The following is a 21,604-nucleotide window of genomic DNA, read 5'->3' on the forward strand; positions in this document are numbered from 1 at the left end:
CAGTCATCGGCACGGACGTGTACGTTCGTCGTACTCGAGGTCTCCCAGAGTATTACGTCTGCCGCGGGCCGTCGCGTCCGACCGCGAACCGCTCTGCGGTTCGACACGGGTCTCCACCCCGGACCGGTGGTGGCCGGCTCGCTTGAGCGCTCAATCTATCGAGCACGCAGCGAAACCCCGTCGATGGCGTCAGTGGGACGACTCGTCGGCCTCCGGTACGGCCTCGCTGACGGTCACTCGCGAGATGCGCGTCCCTTCGACGGCGTCGACGGTGAGTTCGTAGCCGTCGACCCCGATCGCGTCCCCGACTTCGGGAGCGCGGCCGATGCGACTCAACACCAGGCCGCCGATGGTATCGAACGCGTCGCCTTCGAACGTCGTTCCGAGCGCTTCGTTGACATCAGCGAGCGGGACGCCGCCGTCCATGGCGTATCGGCCGTCGGCGAGGTCGTCGATCGAGGGCTCCATGTCGGCGACGTCGAACTCGTCTTGGATCTCGCCGACCACCTCCTCGATGACGTCCTCGATGGTCAGAATCCCTTCGAACGCACCCCACTCGTCGATGACGACGGCCAGTTGGACGTTCCGTTGGCGGAACTCGGCGAGGATTTCGTCGATTCGGCGCGTCTCGGGGACGATGAGGACCTCTCGAGCGAGGTCACGTGCGGTCGGTTCGTCGCCCGCTCGGCCGTCGTCGCCGTCTGCGGTCTCGATAGCCTTGAGGACGTCCTTCGCGTGAACGAATCCGACGACCGGTTCGTCGGCGTCTTCGTCGACGACGGGGAATCGCGTGTAGGTGCCGCTGGCGGCGACGCCGCGGAGGTCGGAGAGGGGCATGCCAGCACGGACGGTGACGACGTCGGGACGCGGAATCATGACTTCGCGGGCGACCGTCTCATCGAGGTCGAAGACGGATTCGATCATCTCGACTTCGTCCGCGTCGACGACACCCTGTTCGCCCGACTGGGCGACGATCCGTCGGATCTCCTCTTCGCTGTGGCCCTCGTCGCGCTCGGAGGCCGGCGCGACGCCGATGAGCCGCGTGAAGAAGTTCGCCGTGCCGTTGAAGACGATGATCCCAGGGACGAAAATGTAGTAGAAGAACTTCATCGGCGCGGCGACGAGCAGCGCGATCCGTTCGGCGTCCGCGATCGCGAGGGTCTTTGGCGCGAGTTCCCCGAAAACGACGTGCAGGAACGTGATGATACTGAACCCGATCGCGATGGAGACCAGATGAAGCGTTCCTGCGGGAAGCACCGGCCCCAGCACGGGCTCGAGCAGCGAGGCGATGGCCGGTTCGCCGACCCAGCCGAGCCCCAGCGAGGCGATCGTAATGCCGAGTTGGGTCGTCGCGAGGTAGTCGTCTAGGTTCTCCTCGGCCTCCTGGACGAGTTTCGCCGACGACCGCCCCTCCGCGACGAGTTCTTCGATCTGTGTCGGCCGAATGCGGACGTACGCGAACTCAGCGGCGACGAAAAAGCCGTTCAGGAAGACCAAGAAGAGGGCAAAGAGGAGCCGCCCGAACGAGAACGCGAGGTCGGCGGCTACCATCGGGCCCACCCCGGTCGTCGCGACGGCTCCCGCGTCGTCGGGCTCGCATCGAATCCGCATCGGGTTCGATCGCCGGTTCGCTCCGCCGCCGGGTCAGCACCGGGCCGGCGGCGGCTCTCGTTCGGCGACGGGGACACGGCGAAACGTTCGTCGCCGGTGAAAACTTCCATACGGTCACTTAACACAGGGCTTACAAAATCGTGGCGCTGGCGATCGACGAACGGCGACCGGGTCCGACGGCCGCGAGCGCGGTTCGATCGCGCGGTGACAGGTCCGGCAATCGTTCCTCGGTCCCGTCCCCCACCGACCGCCGGCCGGAACCCGAGCGGATAACTGGCCGGCTGCCGAACCCCGGCTATGAACGTCGCGATCGTCACCGTCGGCGACGAGATTCTCGCGGGATCGACGACCAACACGAACGCATCGTGGCTGGCCGAGCGGCTCACCGAGCGCGGCAGCACGGTCCAGCGAATCCTGACGATCCCGGACGACCGCGAACTCATCGCGGACTACGTCGACCGCTGGAGCGACGCGTTCGACGCGGTGATCGTTACCGGCGGCATCGGCGGCACACCCGACGACGTGACCGTCGAAGCCGTGGCCGACGGGTTGGAACGCGAGTTCGTCGTCCACGACGAGATCCGAGAGCGACTCCTCGAGAAGGCAGCCGCGTTCCGCGACGAGAACCCCGAGCTGGTCGAGGAGTACGATCTCCAGCTCGATATCGACGCCGCGGCCTCGATTCCGGAAGGTGCGACGCCGATCGTCGTCACCGACGGCTGGGCACCGGGCTGTCTCGTCGAGAACGTCTACGTCTTCGCCGGCATCCCCGACGAGATGCGGGCGATGTTCGACTCGGTCGGCGACGAGTTCCAGGGCGATTCGACCGCGGAGACGCTGTACACGCCGGCACCCGAGGGGTCGCTACACGAGGCGCTCGAGGGGGTTACCGAGCGCTTCGACGTCTCGGTCGGCAGCTATCCGCGCAGTGAGAACCGGCCCGGCCGGATTCGCGTCTCGAGTACCGACCCGGAAACGGTCGCGGCGGCGATGGCGTGGCTCCGCGATCGCGTCGAGACGACCGCGCCGCCGTCCACGAGCGAGGGGGGATCCAAGTGACCGGTCCGCTGTAACTCGCGACAACGGCCTTGTCGAGTCGCCGGCTGCGGTCGAGCCGTCACTCTCAGTCGGCCCGCCGTCCCTCGACGAGTCGAACGAGTACCGTTCCGAGTCCGGCGACGGTGAGCACGAATCGTTCACCGGTCGCCGCGATGGGGAAGATCCGCTCGACGGCAGTCGCCGGCTCGTCTCGAGTGGGATCGAACCCGGTTCTGTAGTGGGTGTTCTCGGTGGTCCCGCGAGCCGTCGACTCGGCCAGGCTTCCGGCGTCGAGTTCGACGAACGTCTGGACGAGGCCGCGTTGATCCGTGACGAGGAGTTCGCCCGAGAGGTCGTAGAACCGGTCGTGGAGCGGCCAGAAGAGGTTGACGCCGTTGAAGAACGCGTCGAACAGGACGTGTGCGACGAACACCCCGGCCAAACTGGCCCACGCGACGCGGTGGCCGTAGCTCCCCCACCGGTCCCGGAGCGTCGATTCCGCGCGGATCGTCCCGTCCCACAGCAACGCGGCGGCGGGGACGAGAACGATCCAGACGTTGTGCAACGCCGCGCGATGTGTCCCCGGGACGACGATGCCGATCAGCGTATCGAGATCGATGACGGCGGCACAGCCCATCACGAGCACGATCGCGCGGGTATCGAATTCGTCGCCGAGCAGCGCGACCCCGAGCAAGCCTGCGAACGCGACGTGGACGACGGTCGATGGCACGTTCCGCGGACTCGAACCGCGGGGGCTTGACTGTTGGGCCGCTCGAGTCGGAACCGATCGTCGACTCTCGGTCCTGACGAGCGGTCGGTCTCCGGTAGCTACTTGCATCGACCGGGAGACGGTCGAGTATGAGCGGACGCGGACCGAAACGGGAACTCGCGGAGAAAATCGCCGGGGAGATCACCCTGAGTGAGGATCCCGGTGCGACGCTTCGGAAGTGGCGGACCGACTTCGACGTCTCACAGACCGATCTCGCGGCCGAACTCGACGTCTCGTCGTCGGTCATCTCCGACTACGAGAGCGGCCGCCGGGAGAGCCCCGGTATCGGCGTCGTCGGGCGACTCGTCGAGGGAATGCTCGCGATCGACGAACGCCGCGGCGGTGAGCGCATCCGACAGTACGGCCGCGTCCTCTCGGCTGGCTTCGAGAGCGACGTCGTCTATGACCTCCGGGAGTACGCCACCTCGCTTCCCCTCACGCGACTGTACGACGATCTCGAGGCGACTGAAGTGGCCTCGAGCGGTACCGAGCAGGTCAGCGGCCACACCGTCATCGACAGCATCGAGGCGATCACCCGCCTCTCGAGCGAGGAGTTCTTTCGCCTCTACGGGCAGAGTACGAACCGCGTCCTCGTGTTCACCAACGTCACGCAGGGTGAGGGCGTCGGCATCGCGCTGCGGGTCGTCAACCCGACGCCGAACGCCGTGATCCTTCACGGACTCGAAGAGGAGGACCTCTGGGACCACGCGAGGGAACTCGCGCGCATCGACGGCTACTCGCTGGCGGTCACCTCGGCCCCGCTCGACGACGTACTCGAGCACCTCATGACGCTCGACTAACTCCCGAGCGGGTCGTTTTCCGGGATGCGATCGGTGACCGGTTCCGGTCGGACGGCTCGGCGGCCGGTTCGGCTGCCGCTCACGGCGAGTATTCCGACCGCCTGCTGCTCCGGTTTCAGTTGTTTCGACGAGTTCACGGGAAGCCGTGTCCGGCGAGCCACCACAGGAGAGCGGTCCCGCTGCCGATCAAGACGGCCGCGGCGAGGGCACAGCCACCGATCGTCTCCCGCAGGGCTCGAGCGACTTCGTGGGTGCCACCGGGCGCGACGATGAAGTCGGTGTGCCAGTCGTCGGTCGCTGCGATCGACTCCCTGCCGTCCGTGGCGTCGGCGACGCCCAGCACGGTTGCCGTCTCGCCGACCGCGAGGACCGCCTCGTGGTAGCACCGATCATGGCAACTGGTCTCGAAGTCGGCCGCCTCTCGGAGCCGACTCGCGAGCGGTTCCGGCGGGCACTCCTCGGCGGCGATCCGTTTCGACGCCCGCCGCTCGAGTCGGCACGCCGCCGCCGCGGGATCGACGACGACCCGACCGGCCTCGGTTTCGATGGCGAACGGGAGCCGCCGATCCGCGAGCAGACGGGGCGAATCGGTCGAGTAGGTCAGGACGCTCCGAAGCAGTGAGTCGGCAGCGCCGTCGGCCCGGTCCTCGGCATCCTCCGAGCGGAGCGTCGTCGCCGTGAGTTGATACCAGACCGCGTCACAGCCCGTGAGGGGTGCCTCGAGCGGCTCTCGGAGCGGAGTGACGCGCCCGGAGACGGCGACGAGTCCGCCCTCGACGGCACCGGCATCGGTGACAGTCGCCCGCCGAAGGGTGACATAGGAGCGAAGCGTCGTGAGCAGCCCGCCGACGAAGTACCACCCGCTGCCCACCAGCAGGCCACCGACGGCGATGGGGACGATGACGCGCCGCGATCCGCCGACGGGACCGGTTCCGAAGAACGGGTACGAGCCGACGGCAAACGGCAGCCAGACGACGACCGTCGCACCGAGCATGAGGAGTGCGTACAATCGCGTGCCGACGTGGAGTCGGTGTCTGGTCCAGTCGAGTCCCGACAGTACGTCGTCGTTGGCGGCGTCTATCCCGACAACGAGACCCCAGACGTGCAGGAGTCCCAGCAAGACGACCAGGTCGAGACCGGAGATCGCGGCTGCGGTGGCCGGGCCGGTCGACGACGCTGCGAGGGAATCCATTACCGTCTGCTGACGTGTGTACGTTCCTAACCGTTTCGGGCGAGTCCGCGAGCGGTTCGACGGGCGAGGGTCGCCGTCTCGGACGGCCGGCACTCCGGAAAACCGACGGTGCAGTCGCTCCCGAAACGACGGCTCACCGAAACCGAAGACGGGACTGCGGCTCAGGCGATCTGGTCTTCGTACTCCTCGGCGGTCAGCAACGCCTCGAGTTCGTCGGGATCGTCGGCCTCGATCTCGAGCATCCAGCCCTCGCCGAAGGGGTCCTCGTTGACGAGTTCGGGGGCGTCGAACAGGTCGTCGTTGATCGCGACGACTTCGCCGCCGACGGGTGCGTAGAGATCGGACACGGCTTTGATCGATTCCACGACGCCGAACTCCGTCTCTTGCTCGAGGTCGTCGCCCTCGTCGGGGAGTTCGACGAAGACCACGTCGCCGAGTTCGTCCTGTGCGAAGTCGGAGATGCCCACGCGGACGACGCCGTCGGTCTCGAGTGCCCACTCGTGCGATTCTAGGTACCGTCTCTCGTCGGGAACGTCGAAGCTCATTATACTGTATCGATGAAGGGTGTGGTTTCGACTCTTGCTTTCTTCGATTGCCCGCGGACGACGACCTGCAGCGTGGTCCCCGGCTCCGCGTACTCGACCGGCACGTAGCCGAGGCCGATCGGCTTCTCGAGGGTCGGACTCATCGTCCCGCTGGTGACGGTGCCGATCACCCGGCTCTCGGTCGTCGTAATGTCGTAGCCGTGTCTGGGAACGCCGCGGTCGATCAGCTGGAAGCCGACGAGTCGCTCGTCGACGCCCGCCGCGTCGACCGCCGCCAAGGCGTCCCGGCCCACGAATTCGGTCTCGAGCGCGACGGTGAAGCCGATGCCGGCTTCGTAGGGCGTCCGCGGGTTGTCCTCGGGATCGAAATCCTGTCCGGCGAGCAGCAGGCCGGCCTCGATGCGGAGCGTGTCCCGCGCGCCGAGGCCGCAGGGTTGGCAGTCGAGTGCCGTCCAGATCTCCGCGGCGTCCGCCCAGGGGACGATCAGTTCGAAACCGTCCTCGCCGGTGTAGCCCGTCCGGGCGGTCCAGCAGTCGACGCCGTCGATCGTCGCGTACCGGGCCTCGAACCGCTCGAGGTCGTCGACGGGGTCCGCGGTGACGCTCGCCACTAGATCGACCGCGTTCGGCCCCTGGACGGCGAACATCGCGTATTCGTCGGTCCGGTTGTCGACGGTCGCCTCCAGGTCCCACTCGTTGCGGTAGCTGAGCCACCGTTCGTGGGTCGCCTCGTCGGTGCCGGCGTTGGGGACGAACAGATAGGTCGGCTCCCCGTCGGCGTCGCCGTCTCCGTGGGACTCCTGTGGCGTCTCGCCCTCGTCGGGCAGCCGATAGACGACGGTATCGTCGATGACGATCCCGTCATCGTCGGTGATCGCGGCGTACTGGGAGTCGCCGACCTCGAGCCGGGAGACGTCGTTCGACGTCAGCCGTTGCATCAACTCGGTCGCGTCCGGGCCGGTCACGTGAATTTGACCCATATGCGAAACGTCGAAGATCCCGACGTCCTCCCGGACGGCCGCGTGTTCCGTCTGAATGGAATCGAACTCGACCGGCATGTCCCAGCCGCCAAACTCCGTAAACTTCGCTCCACGTTCGTCGTGAATCCCACGTAACGGCGGCGTCTGAAGCGGCATGGTCGAGACATCTCCCGCGGTGTAGTAATGTCTTTTCGTCGGCTGGCCGCGACGACGGCCCCTGCCCTCCCCGCCGAGTCGGCAGGTTCGACGGCTGACCCTCCTTCGTGGCCACTCGATAACCGATTCCGGTTACAACTGCTCGACCTATCGTCTCCGGTTGCCGAAAACATATGGCCGGAAGTGACCTACGAATCGATGCATGAGCACGCCAGCACTCGACCCACAGGCCGACTGGGATCAGATATACGTCGACGGCGACTGGCGGGACGCAGCGAGCGGCGAAACGATCCCCGTCGAAAACCCGGCGAAGCAGGACGTGTTTACCGAGGTCCCCGCGGGGACGGAAGCCGATGTCGACGCCGCCTACGAGGCGGCCGAGGCAGCCCAGTCCGACTGGGCGGCGACGCCGCGGGAGGAGCGCAACGAGATCGTTCAAAACCTGCTGGACGAACTGAACGCGCACGCCGAGGAGATCACCGGACTGCTCGCGACGGAGGCCGGCACCCCGGGCTACCGGGCCATGGGCGAATTCGCGACCACGACCGGCGACGTGGAGATGGCGCTCGAACTCGAGCCACCCGAAGAGGAGGTCCGGCCCTCCCCGTCGGTCGAGGGGAAGGACAACCACATCGTCCACGAACCGGTCGGCGTCGTGGGCGTCATCTCGCCGTGGAACTTCCCGCTCCATCTCACCATGCGTGCGGTCGCGCCCGCGATCGCACTGGGCAACACGGTCGTTCTGAAGCCGGCGACGGACACGCCGATCACGGGCGGGCTGCTCATCGCGAAGCTGTGCGAGGCGGCCGGCATCCCCGACGGCGTCCTCAACGTCGTTACCGGCCGCGGCTCCGATATCGGCGATCGAATCGCTGGCCACCCGACGCCGCGGGTCGTCTCGTTTACCGGTTCGACGGCCGTCGGCAAGGGCGTCGCCGAGCAGGCCGGCGGGAGTCTCGCCTTGCCCGCCCTCGAACTCGGCGGCAACGCCCCGTTTATCGTCACCGACGAGGCCGACCTCGAGAAGGCCGCCCGCGCCGGCGCGTTCGGCTCCTTCTTCCACCAGGGGCAGGTCTGTATCTCGATCAACCGCCATCTGGTCCACGAGGATCTCTACGACGAGTACGTCGACCTGCTGGTCGAGCACGCCGAATCGCTCACCATCGGCGACCCCTCCGAGAACGACGACGTCACGTTCGGCCCCGTCCAGAACGAAACCCAGCGCGACGACCTGGTCGACTTCATCGAGGGCTCGCTCGAGGCGGGTGCCACCCTCGAGACGGGTGGCGAGGCCGACGGCCTGTTCGTCGAGCCGACGGTCCTCTCGGACTGTACCAACGACATGCCGACGGCGTGTAACGAACACTTCGGCCCCGTCGCACCCGTGATCCCGTTCTCGGACGACGAGGAAGCGATCGAGTTGGCGAACGACACCGAGTACGGTCTCTCGGCGTCGGTCTTCTGCGAGGACGCCGAGCGCGCCCGCGACCTCGCCGATCGGGTCGAGGCGGGGATGGTCCATATCAACGACCAGCCGATCAACGAGGACCACAACGCGCCCTTCGGCGGCGTCAAGCAGTCCGGCCTCGGCCGCTACCACGGCGAGTGGATCACTCGCGAACTCACCGAGCCCAAGTGGATCTCCGTCCAGGACGAGGAACGCGATTACTTCGTCTTCGAATAGCGCTACCGAACCCAGGACGTCACGTTCCGTCCAAGTCGTCGGTTCGCCGCCGTCGCTGGCCCGATTTCACCGCTTTATCGACCGCGCTCCTCGAGTCGGAGCGTGTACTCGCCGCTCCCGTTGACCGCGTGTACCTGGAGTCGGATCTCCTCGTCGCCCTCGAGCGGGACCGTGATCGATTCGTTCGTGCCCGCGTCCGCGGACGACGCGTCGTGATCCCATCTGGTGGGTTTGCTGCCGTCCGTGGTCACGTAGAGATCGAAATCAGTGTCGGCAGGCCCCTCGAGCGTGACCGTCGCCGAACAGGGGGTGGCGGCGTTCAACGGGTAGCTGTAGCGGTCGCTCTCGCCCCACCAGCCGCTGCCATCGAGGGAGCCGCTCGCGCTCGCGGTGATCGTCTCGTCGCCACACTCCCCGAGTTCCTCCTCGTCGGGGTCGTCCCCGTCCGGGAACGGATCGGTCTCGACCGCTGCAGCCGCATCGACGCGGCCGTACCCCTGTTGGGTCTCATGGAGGCCGAGATCGGCTGCGGTCGCCCGAAGATGCTCGCGGAGTTCCGTCCGCGAGAGGTCCGGATAGGCGGAGAGTACGAGGCCGGCGACGCCGGCGACGACCGGCGCTGCCATCGACGTGCCCGACATTCGCGCGTACTCGTCGCCGGTCACGCTCGAGACGAGCCGACTGCCCGGGGCGGCGAGTTCGATCGCCGGTCCGGTGTTCGAAAACGAGGCGAGCGAATCGTCGCTGTCGACGGCCGAGACGGCGACGACGCTGTCCGCCGCGGCCGGCGAATAGACGCGATCGCTCCCGTCGTTGCCGGCCGCTGCGACCAACAGGACGCCGTGGTCGGCCGCGTACTCGCAGGCCGCAGTCAGCGTGTCGTAGGAGCCGTCGACCCCCAGTGAGAGGTTGACGATATCGGCACCCTGATCGGCGGACCACTGAATCGCGTCGGCGATATCGGAGAGCGATCCCACCCCGTTTTCGTCGAGCGCACGGACCGAGAGCAGCGAGCAGTCGCTGATACCGGCGTGGCCGATGCCGTCGTCCGATCTGCCAGCCGCGATCCCGCCGACGTGCGTGCCGTGGTTCGCCTCGTTGGCGGGATACGGATCATCGTCAGCGTCGAGGAGATCCGTCCCGATCCGGTCATCGATCGCCGCCTCGAGCGCGGGATGATCGTACTGAATCCCCTGATCGACGACGGCGATAACGACGTCCTCGCTGCCGCGGGTCGTCTCCCAGGCCGTCTCGCAGCCGATCTGTTGGGGGGCGTGCTGAAAGTCGTAGTAGGGATCGTTCGGTTCGAGCAGCGACGCGACCGTCACGTTCGGTTCCGCGTACTCGACCGCGGGGGAGCGAGTGACGGCGTCGATGACGTCCTCGCGAGCGCTCGCGGGCGCGTCCGATGGAAACGAAACGACGGCGAAGTGGATCGACTCGTTCGCGTGGACGACATCGGCACTGCCGGGGACGGCAGCACGGGCCTCACCGGCCACGTCCGTGGCTGACGGCGAAATCCCCAGAATGAGTTCGTCGCTCTTCGGCCCCGGTTCGCGGTTCGGGGTCGCGGTCGCGACGCCGCTCGAGCCGATTACGCCGCCGATAGCGATCGAACCGGCACCGGTCAGGATCGAGCGGCGATCGTACGCGTGAGCGGGGTCGTCCGGGGGATCGTTCTGTGTCATGGAACGACAGTCAGCAAGCCCTGAAATTAGTAAAGCGTTATCGAACCATCTGTAGATTTATTTTGGAAATAAAGCACTAAATGGTGTCGGATTTGGTGTTTATTGGATATAAAGTATGAACATGTGAACTCGGTCGTTCATCACCGAGCGTGTGGGCACGAGAACCGGGTCGGAGTTTCCGGGACTAACGCGACCACAGAGGGGACGGTTTGCCGTCGGTCGGCCGCGTGATCGGGCCTCCGATGCTCATCTAAGCCCGCCGCCGTGCTACGGGTTCGTCACGCGAGACCGGGTCGCGACGGTCCCTGCGGTCGCCGTCGCCGAACTCCGAGCGGCCGGCGGTCCTCTCGGAGAAGTCGGTGGCGGCCGTCGCCTGCTCTATCGACCGCGTTCGTCGATAGTCAGGGAGTAGGAGCCGCTCCCGCTGTACCGGGTGACGAGGATGCCGAACTCTTCGCTGCCCGTGAGGTCGAGTTCGATCGTTTCGTTTGCGTCCTGGTCCGCCGAGCGCTCGTCGTAGTCGTACGTCGACGGCGTCCGTCCGTCGAGCGTCATGTAGAGGTCGAAGTCAGCGCCGGCCGGTCCCTCGAGCGAGACGGTGGCACTGCAGGGATCGGCCGTCTGAAGCTGGTACGTGTAGGTGTCGCTCGGGTTGCCGCCCCAGCCACCGCTGAGTTCGCCGTCCTCGTTTGCGGTGTTGACCTCATCGCCGCACTCACCGGGCTCCGGGTCGGGATCGGGGTCCGGGTCCGGAGAGGTTCCCGGTTCAGTGGTGACGGCATTGCCGGCGTCAACGCGGCCGCTGCCCTGTTCGCTTGCCGAAAGGCCGACATCGACAGCGGTTTGCTTGAGATGCTCTCGCAGCTGATCGTTCGAGAGGCTCGGCCACGCCGAGAGGGTGAGCCCGGCGACGCCGGCGACGACCGGCGACGCCATCGAGGTTCCGGAGAAGGTATCGTAGTCGTCCCAGGGAATGCTCGAGAGGACATTGCCACCGGGTGCGGCCAGTTCGATCTCCGGGCCGACGTTGGAGAAGTCGGACAACGTTTCACCCTTGTCCAGCGAGGAGACGGCGATAACGTTGTCGTAGGCGGCCGGGTACGAGACGCTGCTGCCGTAGTCGTTACCGGCCGCTGCGATGACCAATGTCCCCTGTGAAGCGGCGTACTCGCAGGCCTCCCGCATCAGATCCGTGGCACCGCCGCCGCCGAGGGACATGTTGATGATATCGGCACCCTGGTCGGCAGACCACTGGACAGCATCGGCGATGTCTGAGAGGGAACCGCCGCCCTCGCCACCGAGCGCGCGGGCCGAGAGCAGCGAACAGTTCGAGATGCCGGCGTGCCCCGTCCCGTTGTCGGTGCCACCGGCTGCGATCCCAGCCACGTGCGTCCCGTGGTTCTCGCTCGCACTTGCCGGGTACGGATCGCCGTTATCATCGACGAAGTCGGACCCACCGTTCGAGACGCTGTTGTCCATGTTCTCCGCGAGATCGGGATGATCGTACTGGACCCCCTGGTCGACGATCGAAATCGTAACGTCCGAATCACCGAGGGTCGTGTCCCAGGCGTCCGGGGCGTTCACCTGCTGTGGCGCGTACTGACTCCCGAAGTCCGGGTCGTTCGGGGTATAGAGCGGCGTCGCCGTCTCGCCATCGCTTTCCAATTCCTGTGGTTCCGCCTCGATGGCCTCGTAGGTCACGTTGTCTTCGGAGTAGCTCACCTCGTCGGCGTCGAGGACGGTCCGCTTGACTGATTCCTTGGCCTGAATGGAAGCCTGGTCAGCGATCTCCACTGCGGCATAGCCCAGCGTCTCGTTCGTGTGGACGATATTCGCGTTGCTCGGAATCTTCGGCTCCACGGCCGCTTCGATGTCCGAGACGTCGGGGTCGACCCCGACGATTAGCTCGTCTTTCTTCGGCCCCGGCTCCCGTCCCGGCGTCGCGGACGTGATGCCACCCAGACCGACTAGCGCACCGACTGCGCCGACTGTTTGCAAAAGCGACCTTCGATCAATGTGTTGGTTATTGTCACCGGACATAACGCAATCGAAAGAATTCCAGCACGATATTAAATTCTTCCTAAACACCAAGGAATACAATAAAATTCGAACACTAATATTATAATCGGGCACGTGAGAGGCGAGCACCCATGCTGAGGGTTACCAAGTGTAACAGTAATAATAGTAGGTGGTTGAAATGAACCAAGGGTCAGTTTATTTTTGTCTCAGACGTGGTTGATTGTGGGTGAATCCGAGCCGCGAACGCCACGATTCGTGTTATTCCCCTAACTATTGCTCCGGTGGTCAGCGATGCTCACGTTTCGTCACACCTATTTCCGTGCGCGGGAAAATCCGGGCAACTGACCATGTTTGACCGCGTTCGCGCACGTCTCGTGCCTGACACCGCGACCGAACCGGCAGTAGGGTTGTTCGTTGACGGGCCGAACGTCTTCCGCGACGAATTCGACGTCGATCTCGATGACCTCCGCGATACCGCTCGCAGGCTCGGTCGCGTCGGCGTTATTCGACTCTATCTCGACGAACACGCCACGCCCGGCCTCATCCAGGCCGCGGAAGCGCGCGGCTTCGAAGTCATCATCACCAGCGGCGACGTCGACGTGAAACTCGCCGTCGATGCGACCGCGATCGTCGGCGACGGGACCATCGACCGGCTCGCCATCGTCTCCCGAGATACGGACTTCAAACCCGTCCTCGAGTACGCGGGCACCGCCGGCGTGGAAACGATCGCGATCGCACCGGGCTCGCACGGCCGTTCGGACGCGTTACAGAACGCAGCCGACGACGCGGTCACGCTCGACCGATGAGGCCAGCCGGCTTCCCGACGCTTTAGGTGGGTGCAAGAACGGCACGAATCCGGTTTTGAGCGGGCCGAACGAATGCTCGCGGCGCGCCCTCACTGAAGCCGGCTGCTCCGTTCGCGGCGACGAACGCATCGACCCGGACGGGTCGATTGCGCCGTTGCTGCGTTGTGTGGCCGCGTTGCGTCGCAAAAAAGACAGTCGGCTTCGCCCGGTCCGGGTCGTTATTCGGCGTAGGAACTCTCGCCGACGACTTCGACGAACTCGCCGCGACCGCTCGCGGTTGTCTCGTCGAATTCGGTCACCCGAACGCGGACCTGCTTTTCGATCGTTTCCGGACCGGCACCCTCGACGACGAGTTCGGTGTCGCCGACGTACGCGCGACCCGACGTGCCGTTCGACTCCGCGATGAAGATATCGATTTCGCTTCCCACTTCGAACGACGGCCGAGACGTCCGGAGACGCCAGCCTGCGAGGTATTTGTCGAAGAGGCTCATACGCGCGCCACCTCCTCGGTCTCGCGGTCGGTGATGTATTCACGGCCGAAGCCGGTCAGTGCGGCGATGACGAAGACCGCGACCAGCAGCCAGCCCTGAAAGACGAACGGAACGACGTCGATCGGCGTGACGAGCATCGACTGGTCGAGCCATTCGTACTGCTCGGGAAGGGTCTGCATCGCGCCGTACCCGGCAAGAACCCCGCCGGACCACGGGAAGATGTAGCCCATGGCGGCGGTCTGGCCGTCGAGGATGTTCGCCCGCCGGTAGCCGTTCAGATTGAAGCGTTCGCCGATCTTCGAGATGTAAGGGCCGATCGCGACTTCGGCGGCCGTATTGATCGTGATGATCGAGTTGATCAGCGCCGCGGTCGCGACCATCGTGAGTTCGGCGTTGCGGACGTTGGTCGCGAGGTTCTCGAGCGACCAGTCCAACAGCACCTCGAAGGCACCGCCGCGGATCATGATCTGGGCCGCACCGATGATCAGGAGCACGAGAATCGAGAGTTCGAAGAACCCGGCCACCCCGCTCATCAGACTCCCGGTGACGCCGACATCGGACGACTCGACGATCGTGAGGACCGGAAGGAACTCCAGCGGACCGGCAAACGGCGCGTCGCTGGGTGCGTTGAACATGACGATGTCACCGAGGGACGCCAGTCCGAAGATGAGGTTGAACGCGATCGCGATGACGATCCCCCACGAAATCGCTTCGACGATGTGACGGCCCGCGACCGCCGCACCGATCACCGCAAGCATCGGGATCACGTGAACGAGGCCGATCGCCTCGCTGCTCTCGAGGAAGACCGCTTGGGCTTCGCCGCTGATCTCGAGGCCGTCCATCGCGCTGCCAGCGACGATGTAGCCGGTGAAGGCGACGACGGCGGCGATGATGATGTACTTGAACCGCGAGGCGACGACGCCCCCGATATCGGCATCCTGCGTGACGGCGCTGACGATCGTCGTGTCACTGACCGGTGCGAGGTTGTCGCCGAAGATGGCCCCCGAAAGGATCGCCCCGAACAGGAGGACCGGGTTCGCACCGAGTAAGATGCCGGCCGGGAAGAACAGGCCGACGAAGGCGACGCTCGCGCCGTATCCCGTCCCGATACCCGTCGTGAAGACGGCAGCGAGGACGAACGTAATCGCCGGGAACAGCGTCGCGCCGACGCCGGCGGCGTCGGCCAGCCAGACGAGGCCACCGACGAAGCCGCCGTCCTGTAGCAACTGGGCGAACATGCCGGCCCAGATCCACGCCACGATGGCAGTCACCGCGACGGGTTGGGTCATCCCCTCGAAGATGGTGTTGGCGTAGGTTTTCCAGTTCCCCCGCACGAAGAACATCCCGAGGATCAGTCCCACGAGAATACCGACGATAAGTCCCCCCGTATCGCCGATCCGCCAGAGAGCGGTCTGGACGATCGCCCACACGATGAAAAACGCGATCGGGAACGCGCTCATCCCGCGGCCGCCGTAGAACTCGACCCGAGGACCTTCATCGTTGTCCCCCCCGATGAACTGGTCTGACGGGTCGTCGCCGGGAGATGCTGCTCCGTTTTCGCTCATAGTCGATCACTCATACTGAAACACACTTGTGCTGATTCGATTGGAACATAATAACTATTGTTGATAGACCCGGATCAGTGTGGTAGTTGTTCGGTATCGATCCGCTCGGTAATACGCCACACGACCACCATTTATCTATCGAATCGCTCTCGAGAGAGCGATCGGCTCGTGAGCGCCGCCCGCGCCGGATCGGAGCACTTTCGGATCTCACCGACCCACTGTCGAGTATGATCGACGATCGGCCGGTGGTGGACGACCACCTCCACCTCGATCCGGACGCCCATCGTGGCATCGACGCCGTCAGAGATTTCGCTCGCGTCGGCGGTACACATCTACTCGTGGTGAACAAACCCTCCTGGCACCTCGGCGTCGACGCCGAGACCGGTGCTGACTTCCGGACGGTCTTCGAGCGAACGATCGAGATCGTCGACGAGGCCGCGAGCGAACTCGAGGGGGACGCGTGGCCCGTCCTCGGCGTGCATCCGGGGTTGATAACGCGTCTGGTCGACGACCGCGGGTTCGATCCCGAGGAGGCGCGCGACCTCATGCAGGCCGGAATCGACGTGGCGGCCGAGTACGTCGACTCGGGCGCGGCGCTGGCGCTGAAATCCGGACGGCCCCACTACGAGGTCGACGACGATGTCTGGGCGGCTTCGAACGCGGTCATGCGCCGGGCGTTCGAGCACGGTGCTGAACTGGACTGTGCCGTCCAACTGCACGCCGAGGCCAGCGAGGACATGACCGAAGTCGCCGACTGGGCCGCCGACGCCGGCATGCCGTCCCATCGCGTCGTCAAACACTATGCGGGCGGCCGACTCGAGGGACCGACTCCGAGCGTCATGGCCGATAAAGATCGCCTGCGGACCGCCGCCGAGCGCGGCGAGCCGTTCCTGATGGAGACCGATTACATCGACGATCCCGATCGGCCGGGGGCGGTACTCGGCCCCAAGACGGTCCCCCGACGGGTGCGGTGGCTGCTCGAGAACGGCTTCGAGGTGGCCGTTCGGATGGCCCACGTCGAGACGCCAAAACGGGTCTACGGCATCGATACGGAAGCGACACTCGAACGCGACTGACAGGGACCGAGACGACCCGATTACGATCGCTCGATCGCGGCTGTCGACGGGTCACCGATCATGCTAACAGGCATCTAAACGGCTGTACGCTGCTATTGGTCGGTCGTCCGGTCGTCCCAAACGTTCGCTTTCGGCGGCTAGTGTAGAGAAAGGCATTTCAAGCGGCCGGTGTAGGTGTCTGTATGAGCAATCCCCCGACCGAGTTCTACTCGGAGGAACGCTGGCAGAACTGGATCGATCGCATCAAAGACGAAGACATCGATCCGGAAGACGAATCGTCGGCTCGGCTCCTGTTGAACCTGCAGGACGATACGGCGATCGCGATCGCCAAGATCGTCGCCGCGTACGATGACGGGGAACTCGACCAGGAAGAGACGCTCGAGGAGATCAACGACGTTCGCGAGATCGTCCTCAGCGAGATCGATATCGAAGACGAGGAGAAACTGATCCTCGTCGACGGCGTCCAGACGAGTCTGGTCTGTGTCTTCTTCGCGGCCGAGGAGTACGTCGCGAACGGGCCGGCCGACGAGGGGACCGTCGGCGACTACCTCAGCGCCGCGGCCGATGCCGAGGCCGAAGAGGATCTCGACGCCGCGCTCGGGTACGCGGCACAGGCCGGGACCCTCATCATCGACGAGCAGGAACTCGATATGAGCGTCGCGGAGGACCTCGAGTATGGACTCGTTACGGAGTGGATCAACGGCCTCGACAGCCTCCAGAGCGCGATGAGCGATCCGGAAGTCGTCGAGGAAGACGAGTAGTTCTGTCGACGGAGTCGATCACGTTTTCGGCACGCGGTAGCTACTGGCCGATTCCGCTCGGTGACTCGCTCCGCGGACTCCGACAGGAGACGACCGTATCGTGACTATGTCTAGTCCGAACTGAAACGAGTCACACACCCACATCCCGTCGCCGTTGGTGCCGTGCGATCGGGTGGGAATAACGTGTAGTCGCGACTGTCGTTCGGGTCTCCTCTAGGCCGGCAATCCTTACCTTCGTCTCCCGCCAGCGTCGTCCCGCCGAGAACGCAGCGAGTAGCGGCGACGACACCCCGTAGGCACGCGCGGCGCTGTCGCATATGATATGTCACAAAGCACCATCCCGCAATCAATTTCGTCCGACCACCGACGATACCTTTTCGACGGCTGTCGAAACAGCGAACGACAATATCATGTACCATCGCCCGTATTGACGAGGTATGACTGCAGTCGGCATCGACGCCGTCGAAATTTGGACCGGGAACCTCAAACTCGACCTTCCCGGCACGTTCGCCCCGGAGAAGGGCGAAGACCCGGAAAAGTATACGAAAGGGCTCGGCCTCAACGCCAGTTCCTTCCCCGACAGCTACGAGGACATCGTCACGATGGGGGCCAACGCTGCCCACCGGCTGATGGAGCGTAAAGGCCTCGAGCCCGACGATATCGGTCGTATCGACGTCGCGACCGAGAGCGCGTTCGATAACTCGAAGCCGGTTTCGACGTACGTCGCTGGCTGCCTCGAGCAAGTCTACGAGGGCGACTTCCACCACGCGAACAAGGGCGAACGGAAGTTCGCCTGCATCGCGGGGACCCAGAGCTTGGACGACGCGTACAACTGGATCCGTGCGGGCCGGAATCGCGGCCGCTCGGCGCTGGTCATCGCGACCGACACGGCGCTGTACGCCCGCGGCGACGACGGCGAGGCGACGCAAGGAGCCGGTGCCGTCGCGATGCTCATCAGCGAGGACCCGAACCTGGTCGAACTCTCCGCCGAGCAGGGCTACGGCTCGGCCGACGAGACCGACTTCCTCAAGCCCAACCAGCAGTTCCCGTCGGTCGACGGCAAACGCTCCGTGCAGGTCTACCTCGCGCGGATGCGCGAAGCCCTCGAGGACTTCGAGAGCGTCGCGGGCGAGGTCCACGAGGAGGACTTCGTCTACGCGCCGTTCCACACGCCGTTCCCGGGCATGGTCCGGAAAGCCGCACTGCTCGCGTTCCGCCACGTGACGCGGGACACCGAAGTCGAGGACGAACTGGCCGACGAAATCGGTCGTCAGCCCCGCCCCGAGGCGTTCGACTCCGACGACGACTACCGCGACGCCCTCCGGGAGTACATGGACCTCCTCAAGGACACCGACCGCTACGCCGAGTGGTACGACACGACGATCGATCCCACGCTGACGATCTCCCGCGAGGTCGGCAACTGGTACACCGGGTCCGTCCACGTCGCCCGCGCGAGCGCGCTCAAACACGCCCTCGAGAACGACCGCGACCTGGCCGGCACGAAACTCCTCGTCGGCTCCTACGGCAGCGGTGCGCAGGCGGAGATCCACGCCGAAACGATTCGGGAGGGCTGGGCCGAGGAGATCGATGCCCTGAACGTCGACGCCCAACTCGCCGAGCGCTACGAGATGGAGTGGGCCGACTACGAGGAGATCCACGACGCCCACAACCACGAGATGGACGTCGACATCGAGGAGTTCACGACGCCCAGCGAGGAGTTCGTCTTCGACGGCTGGGGCCGCATGGGCGAGCGGAAGTATCGGTACGTGGACTAGCTGCGGGTATCGGTCCGTCGCCGGCCGACGCGAGGACCGCCGGAATGCGGTTAGTTCTCTCCGGGATCGACCCAGCGGTCCTGGCCACAATCCGACGCCAACTGCAGATCCCAGCGCCGTTCGCCGGGGCGGTCGAAGCTTTCGTTACAGAAGTTCGTCGTCTTCTCCGGGCCGTTCATGCCAAGGGGAGTCACGAAATGGTACGATTGGGACCAGATTGAATCGTTCGTTTTCGTGACTTCGCCCGTCGTGTGCCCTCCGTGGGGGAAATCGTAGTCCCGTTCGCGTTTTTCGTCGGCCTCCGGATCGAACTCGAGCATCTGGTGTCCGATCTCGTGGATGATCGTCTGCATATCACCGTGTCCGCGTCCCGTATTGTACCGCTGATAGGTATCGGGAGCCTCGTCGACGTGTTTCGCCTCGGCGACGATGTAGGTCTTGCCGTTATCATCGGCAGTGACGCCACCGCCGCTTTCGTTCGTCAACAGGATGTGACAGTCGTCCGCTTGCATGTACGATGGGCTCTCACATTGGACCCAGTCTCGGAACCAGTCGTTCATCCAGGTGTACTCTCTCTGCTCTCCGCAGAGCGTATCATAGTGCTTTCGCCTTCTGACACAATCGTCGTCGGAGTCCGTTTCCAGACACTCGCTCACGTAGTTTTCGATCGGCGGATCGGGTAGATCGCTGGCAGCAGGTGCGTACACTTTCACGAACGCAGTGTGGGGCGACGAATCGAACGCATGTTCAATATATTCTTTGACTTTACCGAGGAAGTTCCCGGTCCCCTTCGCCTCGTAAAGCGACCGCGACATCGTGACGGTGAATTCGTACTCGCTCATCTAGATCACCCGTTTCGAGACCCTGAGCTCATCGTTTGGCGAAACGTCGACGTGGTACCCTGCTGCGGCCGAGAACCCCTCGCCGAATACGGTCAGTCGCCTCTCGACCTTCTGGTCGCCGTACGTTGCGACGATCTTGTAGTCTCCGGCGTCGTCGATACCGATATCCGCTATCGTCGCGAGTTGTTCGTTCTGCGTTTCGGTCGTGTAGGTGAACACCTCCGCCTCCGACTCTTCGTCGGTCACGGTGACGCTTACGTGCTCGTTCGGATCGGGACTATCTCGGACGTGGAGATCAGGCGTTCGCCGCTCCTCATCCGATCGGTTGGCATGGCTCTCATCGGTCACCGCTTCCGTTGCGCTTGCGACACCCGTCAACCCACTTGCCGCCGCCGTTCCAGCACTCGCTTTCAACACCCTTCTTCGAGTATGGTCCGACATGCACATAATACATTTCCGAACTTAATTATAAATTTTATTCAGGTTATATTATGATCTGAATAAATAGTGGTCTGTGACGTATAATCCACATCGGAACAGTACCTGTGTTACAGGTCACACACAGTCACTCGAGCGGAGCGAGCATTGAGTTACGCTCCCGTTCGTGACGGACCGGGATCGGAAGCGAGTGCAGCCAGGGACTGTCCGACCTCGATGACACGTGGGAGTCAGTAGTATCAGCAGACTAATGTCTACCGCGATCACATGCCTCCGTATGGTTGACCGTGCCAGTCCCCCGGACTGGATCGTCGAACAACCAGTCCTGACCGCGCTCGCGCTGCTCGGCGTCGCCCTCGGGCTCCTCGTCGTTCTCCCCTACTTGCAGTACGTCCTCTTCGGGATCGTCCTCGCGTACATCCTGCTTCCCCTTCAGCGGCGACTCGAGGAGTACCTGCGGCCGATGATCGCCGCGTCGGTCACAATACTCGTTGCGATCATCGTCATTTTGCTGCCGCTCGTCTACATCCTCAGCGTCGCACTCAGGCAGACGTCGCAGCTCGTGACCGCCGTCCGGAACGGGAACGTCGACCTCGAGACCATCGAGCGGACGCTCGCCGAGCGCGGGTATTCGGTGAATCTTACCGGGCTGTATGGATCGTATCAGGACGCAATTACGAGCGGGGTGGAAGGACTGGCGACCGGCCTTCTCGATATCGTCGGCGGGCTGCCCGGTATCGCTATCGGAGTGACGATCACGCTGTTCGTCTGCTTTGCGCTGTTACGGGACAGGGAGCAACTGATCGAGTGGCTGTACTGCGTCGTCCCGATCGACGACGCGATCCAGCGGGAACTGTTCGCGGAACTGGACCAACTCATGCAGGCGTCGGTTATCAGTAACGTCCTCGTCGCGGTGATTCAGGCCGTGCTGATCGGGGTCGGACTCGCGGTGCTGGGCATTCCCGCCGTCGTCCTGCTCACCGTTGTGGCCTTCGTGCTCACGCTCCTCCCGCTGGTCGGCTCGTTCGGTGTCTGGCTTCCCGTCTCGATTTATCTGGTCGCACTCAACCGGCCGATCGCCGCGGTCGGGCTCACGCTCTACGGTCTGCTCGTCATGGTCTCCGATACGTATCTCCGGCCCGCACTCATCGGCCGGACGAGCGCGTTCAACTCGACGATCGCCGTCGTCGGTATCTTCGGCGGACTCATCACGTTCGGTGCTGTGGGGCTGTTCATCGGTCCCGTCGTCCTCGGCGGCGTGAAGGTCGTCCTCGATATCTTCGCTCGAGAACGCGCCGATGGGGCGGCAGGAGCCGGAGCCGTCACCAACACCGAATCCGACAGCGACCCGGAGGAAGACCCCTGATC

The 21,604-nt window shown here is 64.6% G+C and carries 19 protein-coding genes; 8 read left to right on the forward strand and 11 right to left on the reverse strand.

Going from position 1 to position 21,604, the window contains the following annotated elements; all coding sequences use genetic code 11:
• Positions 1 to 189: 189 nt before the first annotated feature.
• On the reverse strand, positions 190 to 1,551 hold the full coding sequence (locus FGF80_RS02670; RefSeq protein ID WP_138652077.1) for a hemolysin family protein: 1,362 nt from the start codon (positions 1,549 to 1,551) through the stop codon (positions 190 to 192).
• A 357-nt stretch (positions 1,552 to 1,908) separates the two neighbouring features.
• Between FGF80_RS02670 and FGF80_RS02675 the strand changes: the two genes are divergently transcribed.
• Positions 1,909 to 2,670 (forward strand): competence/damage-inducible protein A, encoded by a 762-nt coding sequence (locus FGF80_RS02675; protein ID WP_006186821.1) that lies wholly within the window; start codon positions 1,909 to 1,911, stop codon positions 2,668 to 2,670.
• 64 nt (positions 2,671 to 2,734) lie between these two features.
• On the opposite strand, the gene FGF80_RS02680 is transcribed toward FGF80_RS02675, so the two are convergent.
• The gene (locus tag FGF80_RS02680) at positions 2,735 to 3,379 is read right to left on the reverse strand and encodes a metal-dependent hydrolase (RefSeq protein WP_006186820.1); all 645 of its coding nucleotides are present in this window, start codon (positions 3,377 to 3,379) and stop codon (positions 2,735 to 2,737) included.
• A 128-nt stretch (positions 3,380 to 3,507) separates the two neighbouring features.
• Between FGF80_RS02680 and FGF80_RS02685 the strand changes: the two genes are divergently transcribed.
• A complete protein-coding gene (locus FGF80_RS02685; protein WP_006186819.1) occupies positions 3,508 to 4,218 on the forward strand; it encodes a helix-turn-helix domain-containing protein in 711 nt (236 codons plus the stop codon).
• A 133-nt stretch (positions 4,219 to 4,351) separates the two neighbouring features.
• On the opposite strand, the gene FGF80_RS02690 is transcribed toward FGF80_RS02685, so the two are convergent.
• The 3 genes from FGF80_RS02690 to gcvT form a co-directional block, all read right to left on the reverse strand.
• Positions 4,352 to 5,410: a GIDE domain-containing protein gene (locus tag FGF80_RS02690; RefSeq protein WP_138652079.1), complete on the reverse strand. Its 1,059-nt coding sequence runs from the start codon at positions 5,408 to 5,410 to the stop codon at positions 4,352 to 4,354.
• Positions 5,411 to 5,571: 161 nt separating this feature from the next.
• Positions 5,572 to 5,955 (reverse strand): glycine cleavage system protein GcvH, encoded by a 384-nt coding sequence (gene gcvH / locus FGF80_RS02695; protein WP_006186817.1) that lies wholly within the window; start codon positions 5,953 to 5,955, stop codon positions 5,572 to 5,574.
• On the reverse strand, positions 5,955 to 7,091 hold the full coding sequence (gene gcvT, locus FGF80_RS02700; protein WP_006186816.1) for a glycine cleavage system aminomethyltransferase GcvT: 1,137 nt from the start codon (positions 7,089 to 7,091) through the stop codon (positions 5,955 to 5,957). The genes gcvH and gcvT overlap by 1 nt, the downstream gene beginning before the upstream one ends.
• Before the next feature lie 202 nt (positions 7,092 to 7,293).
• On the opposite strand from gcvT, the gene FGF80_RS02705 reads away from it, so the two are divergent.
• A complete protein-coding gene (locus FGF80_RS02705) occupies positions 7,294 to 8,775 on the forward strand; it encodes an aldehyde dehydrogenase family protein (protein WP_138652082.1) in 1,482 nt (493 codons plus the stop codon).
• A gap of 74 nt (positions 8,776 to 8,849) precedes the next feature.
• Here the strand turns inward: FGF80_RS02705 and FGF80_RS02710 are convergent, their stop codons facing one another.
• Both FGF80_RS02710 and FGF80_RS02715 read right to left on the reverse strand, forming a co-directional pair.
• On the reverse strand, positions 8,850 to 10,463 hold the full coding sequence (locus FGF80_RS02710) for a S8 family serine peptidase (RefSeq protein WP_138652086.1): 1,614 nt from the start codon (positions 10,461 to 10,463) through the stop codon (positions 8,850 to 8,852).
• A 378-nt stretch (positions 10,464 to 10,841) separates the two neighbouring features.
• Positions 10,842 to 12,503 (reverse strand): S8 family peptidase, encoded by a 1,662-nt coding sequence (locus FGF80_RS02715; RefSeq protein WP_138652089.1) that lies wholly within the window; start codon positions 12,501 to 12,503, stop codon positions 10,842 to 10,844.
• Between the two features lie 326 nt (positions 12,504 to 12,829).
• Here FGF80_RS02715 and FGF80_RS02720 point away from each other — a divergent pair, with 326 nt between their 5' ends.
• Positions 12,830 to 13,288 carry an NYN domain-containing protein gene (locus FGF80_RS02720; protein WP_008452785.1) on the forward strand — a complete coding sequence of 153 codons (459 nt, stop codon included), beginning with the start codon at positions 12,830 to 12,832 and terminating at the stop codon, positions 13,286 to 13,288.
• Between the two features lie 218 nt (positions 13,289 to 13,506).
• On the opposite strand, the gene FGF80_RS02725 is transcribed toward FGF80_RS02720, so the two are convergent.
• Complete coding sequence (locus FGF80_RS02725) at positions 13,507 to 13,779, reverse strand: DUF7513 family protein (protein WP_006186811.1); 273 nt, start codon at positions 13,777 to 13,779, stop codon at positions 13,507 to 13,509.
• Positions 13,776 to 15,344 (reverse strand): Na+/H+ antiporter NhaC family protein, encoded by a 1,569-nt coding sequence (locus FGF80_RS02730; RefSeq protein ID WP_006186808.1) that lies wholly within the window; start codon positions 15,342 to 15,344, stop codon positions 13,776 to 13,778. The genes FGF80_RS02725 and FGF80_RS02730 overlap by 4 nt, the downstream gene beginning before the upstream one ends.
• A gap of 227 nt (positions 15,345 to 15,571) precedes the next feature.
• Between FGF80_RS02730 and FGF80_RS02735 the strand changes: the two genes are divergently transcribed.
• The 3 genes from FGF80_RS02735 (at position 15,572) to hmgB (ending at position 18,956) form a co-directional block, all read left to right on the forward strand.
• Positions 15,572 to 16,420 (forward strand): TatD family hydrolase, encoded by an 849-nt coding sequence (locus tag FGF80_RS02735; RefSeq protein ID WP_138652091.1) that lies wholly within the window; start codon positions 15,572 to 15,574, stop codon positions 16,418 to 16,420.
• A gap of 182 nt (positions 16,421 to 16,602) precedes the next feature.
• Entirely contained in the window at positions 16,603 to 17,181 is a 579-nt protein-coding gene (locus FGF80_RS02740; protein WP_006186805.1) for a DUF2150 family protein, read from the forward strand.
• A gap of 437 nt (positions 17,182 to 17,618) precedes the next feature.
• Positions 17,619 to 18,956, forward strand: coding sequence for a hydroxymethylglutaryl-CoA synthase (hmgB, locus tag FGF80_RS02745; RefSeq protein ID WP_006186804.1), 1,338 nt, complete (start codon positions 17,619 to 17,621; stop codon positions 18,954 to 18,956).
• A gap of 50 nt (positions 18,957 to 19,006) precedes the next feature.
• Here hmgB and FGF80_RS02750 read toward each other — a convergent pair whose 3' ends face one another.
• Both FGF80_RS02750 and FGF80_RS02755 read right to left on the reverse strand, forming a co-directional pair.
• Positions 19,007 to 19,798: a hypothetical protein gene (locus tag FGF80_RS02750; RefSeq protein WP_138652093.1), complete on the reverse strand. Its 792-nt coding sequence runs from the start codon at positions 19,796 to 19,798 to the stop codon at positions 19,007 to 19,009.
• Complete coding sequence (locus FGF80_RS02755) at positions 19,799 to 20,239, reverse strand: twin-arginine translocation signal domain-containing protein (RefSeq protein WP_238705338.1); 441 nt, start codon at positions 20,237 to 20,239, stop codon at positions 19,799 to 19,801.
• Between the two features lie 274 nt (positions 20,240 to 20,513).
• Between FGF80_RS02755 and FGF80_RS02760 the strand changes: the two genes are divergently transcribed.
• The gene (locus FGF80_RS02760) at positions 20,514 to 21,602 is read left to right on the forward strand and encodes an AI-2E family transporter (RefSeq protein WP_138652095.1); all 1,089 of its coding nucleotides are present in this window, start codon (positions 20,514 to 20,516) and stop codon (positions 21,600 to 21,602) included.
• The last annotated feature ends 2 nt before the right edge of the window (positions 21,603 to 21,604 follow it).

The sequence above is a fragment of the Natrinema pallidum genome (genome assembly GCF_005890195.1).
Lineage (GTDB): Archaea > Halobacteriota > Halobacteria > Halobacteriales > Natrialbaceae > Natrinema > Natrinema pallidum.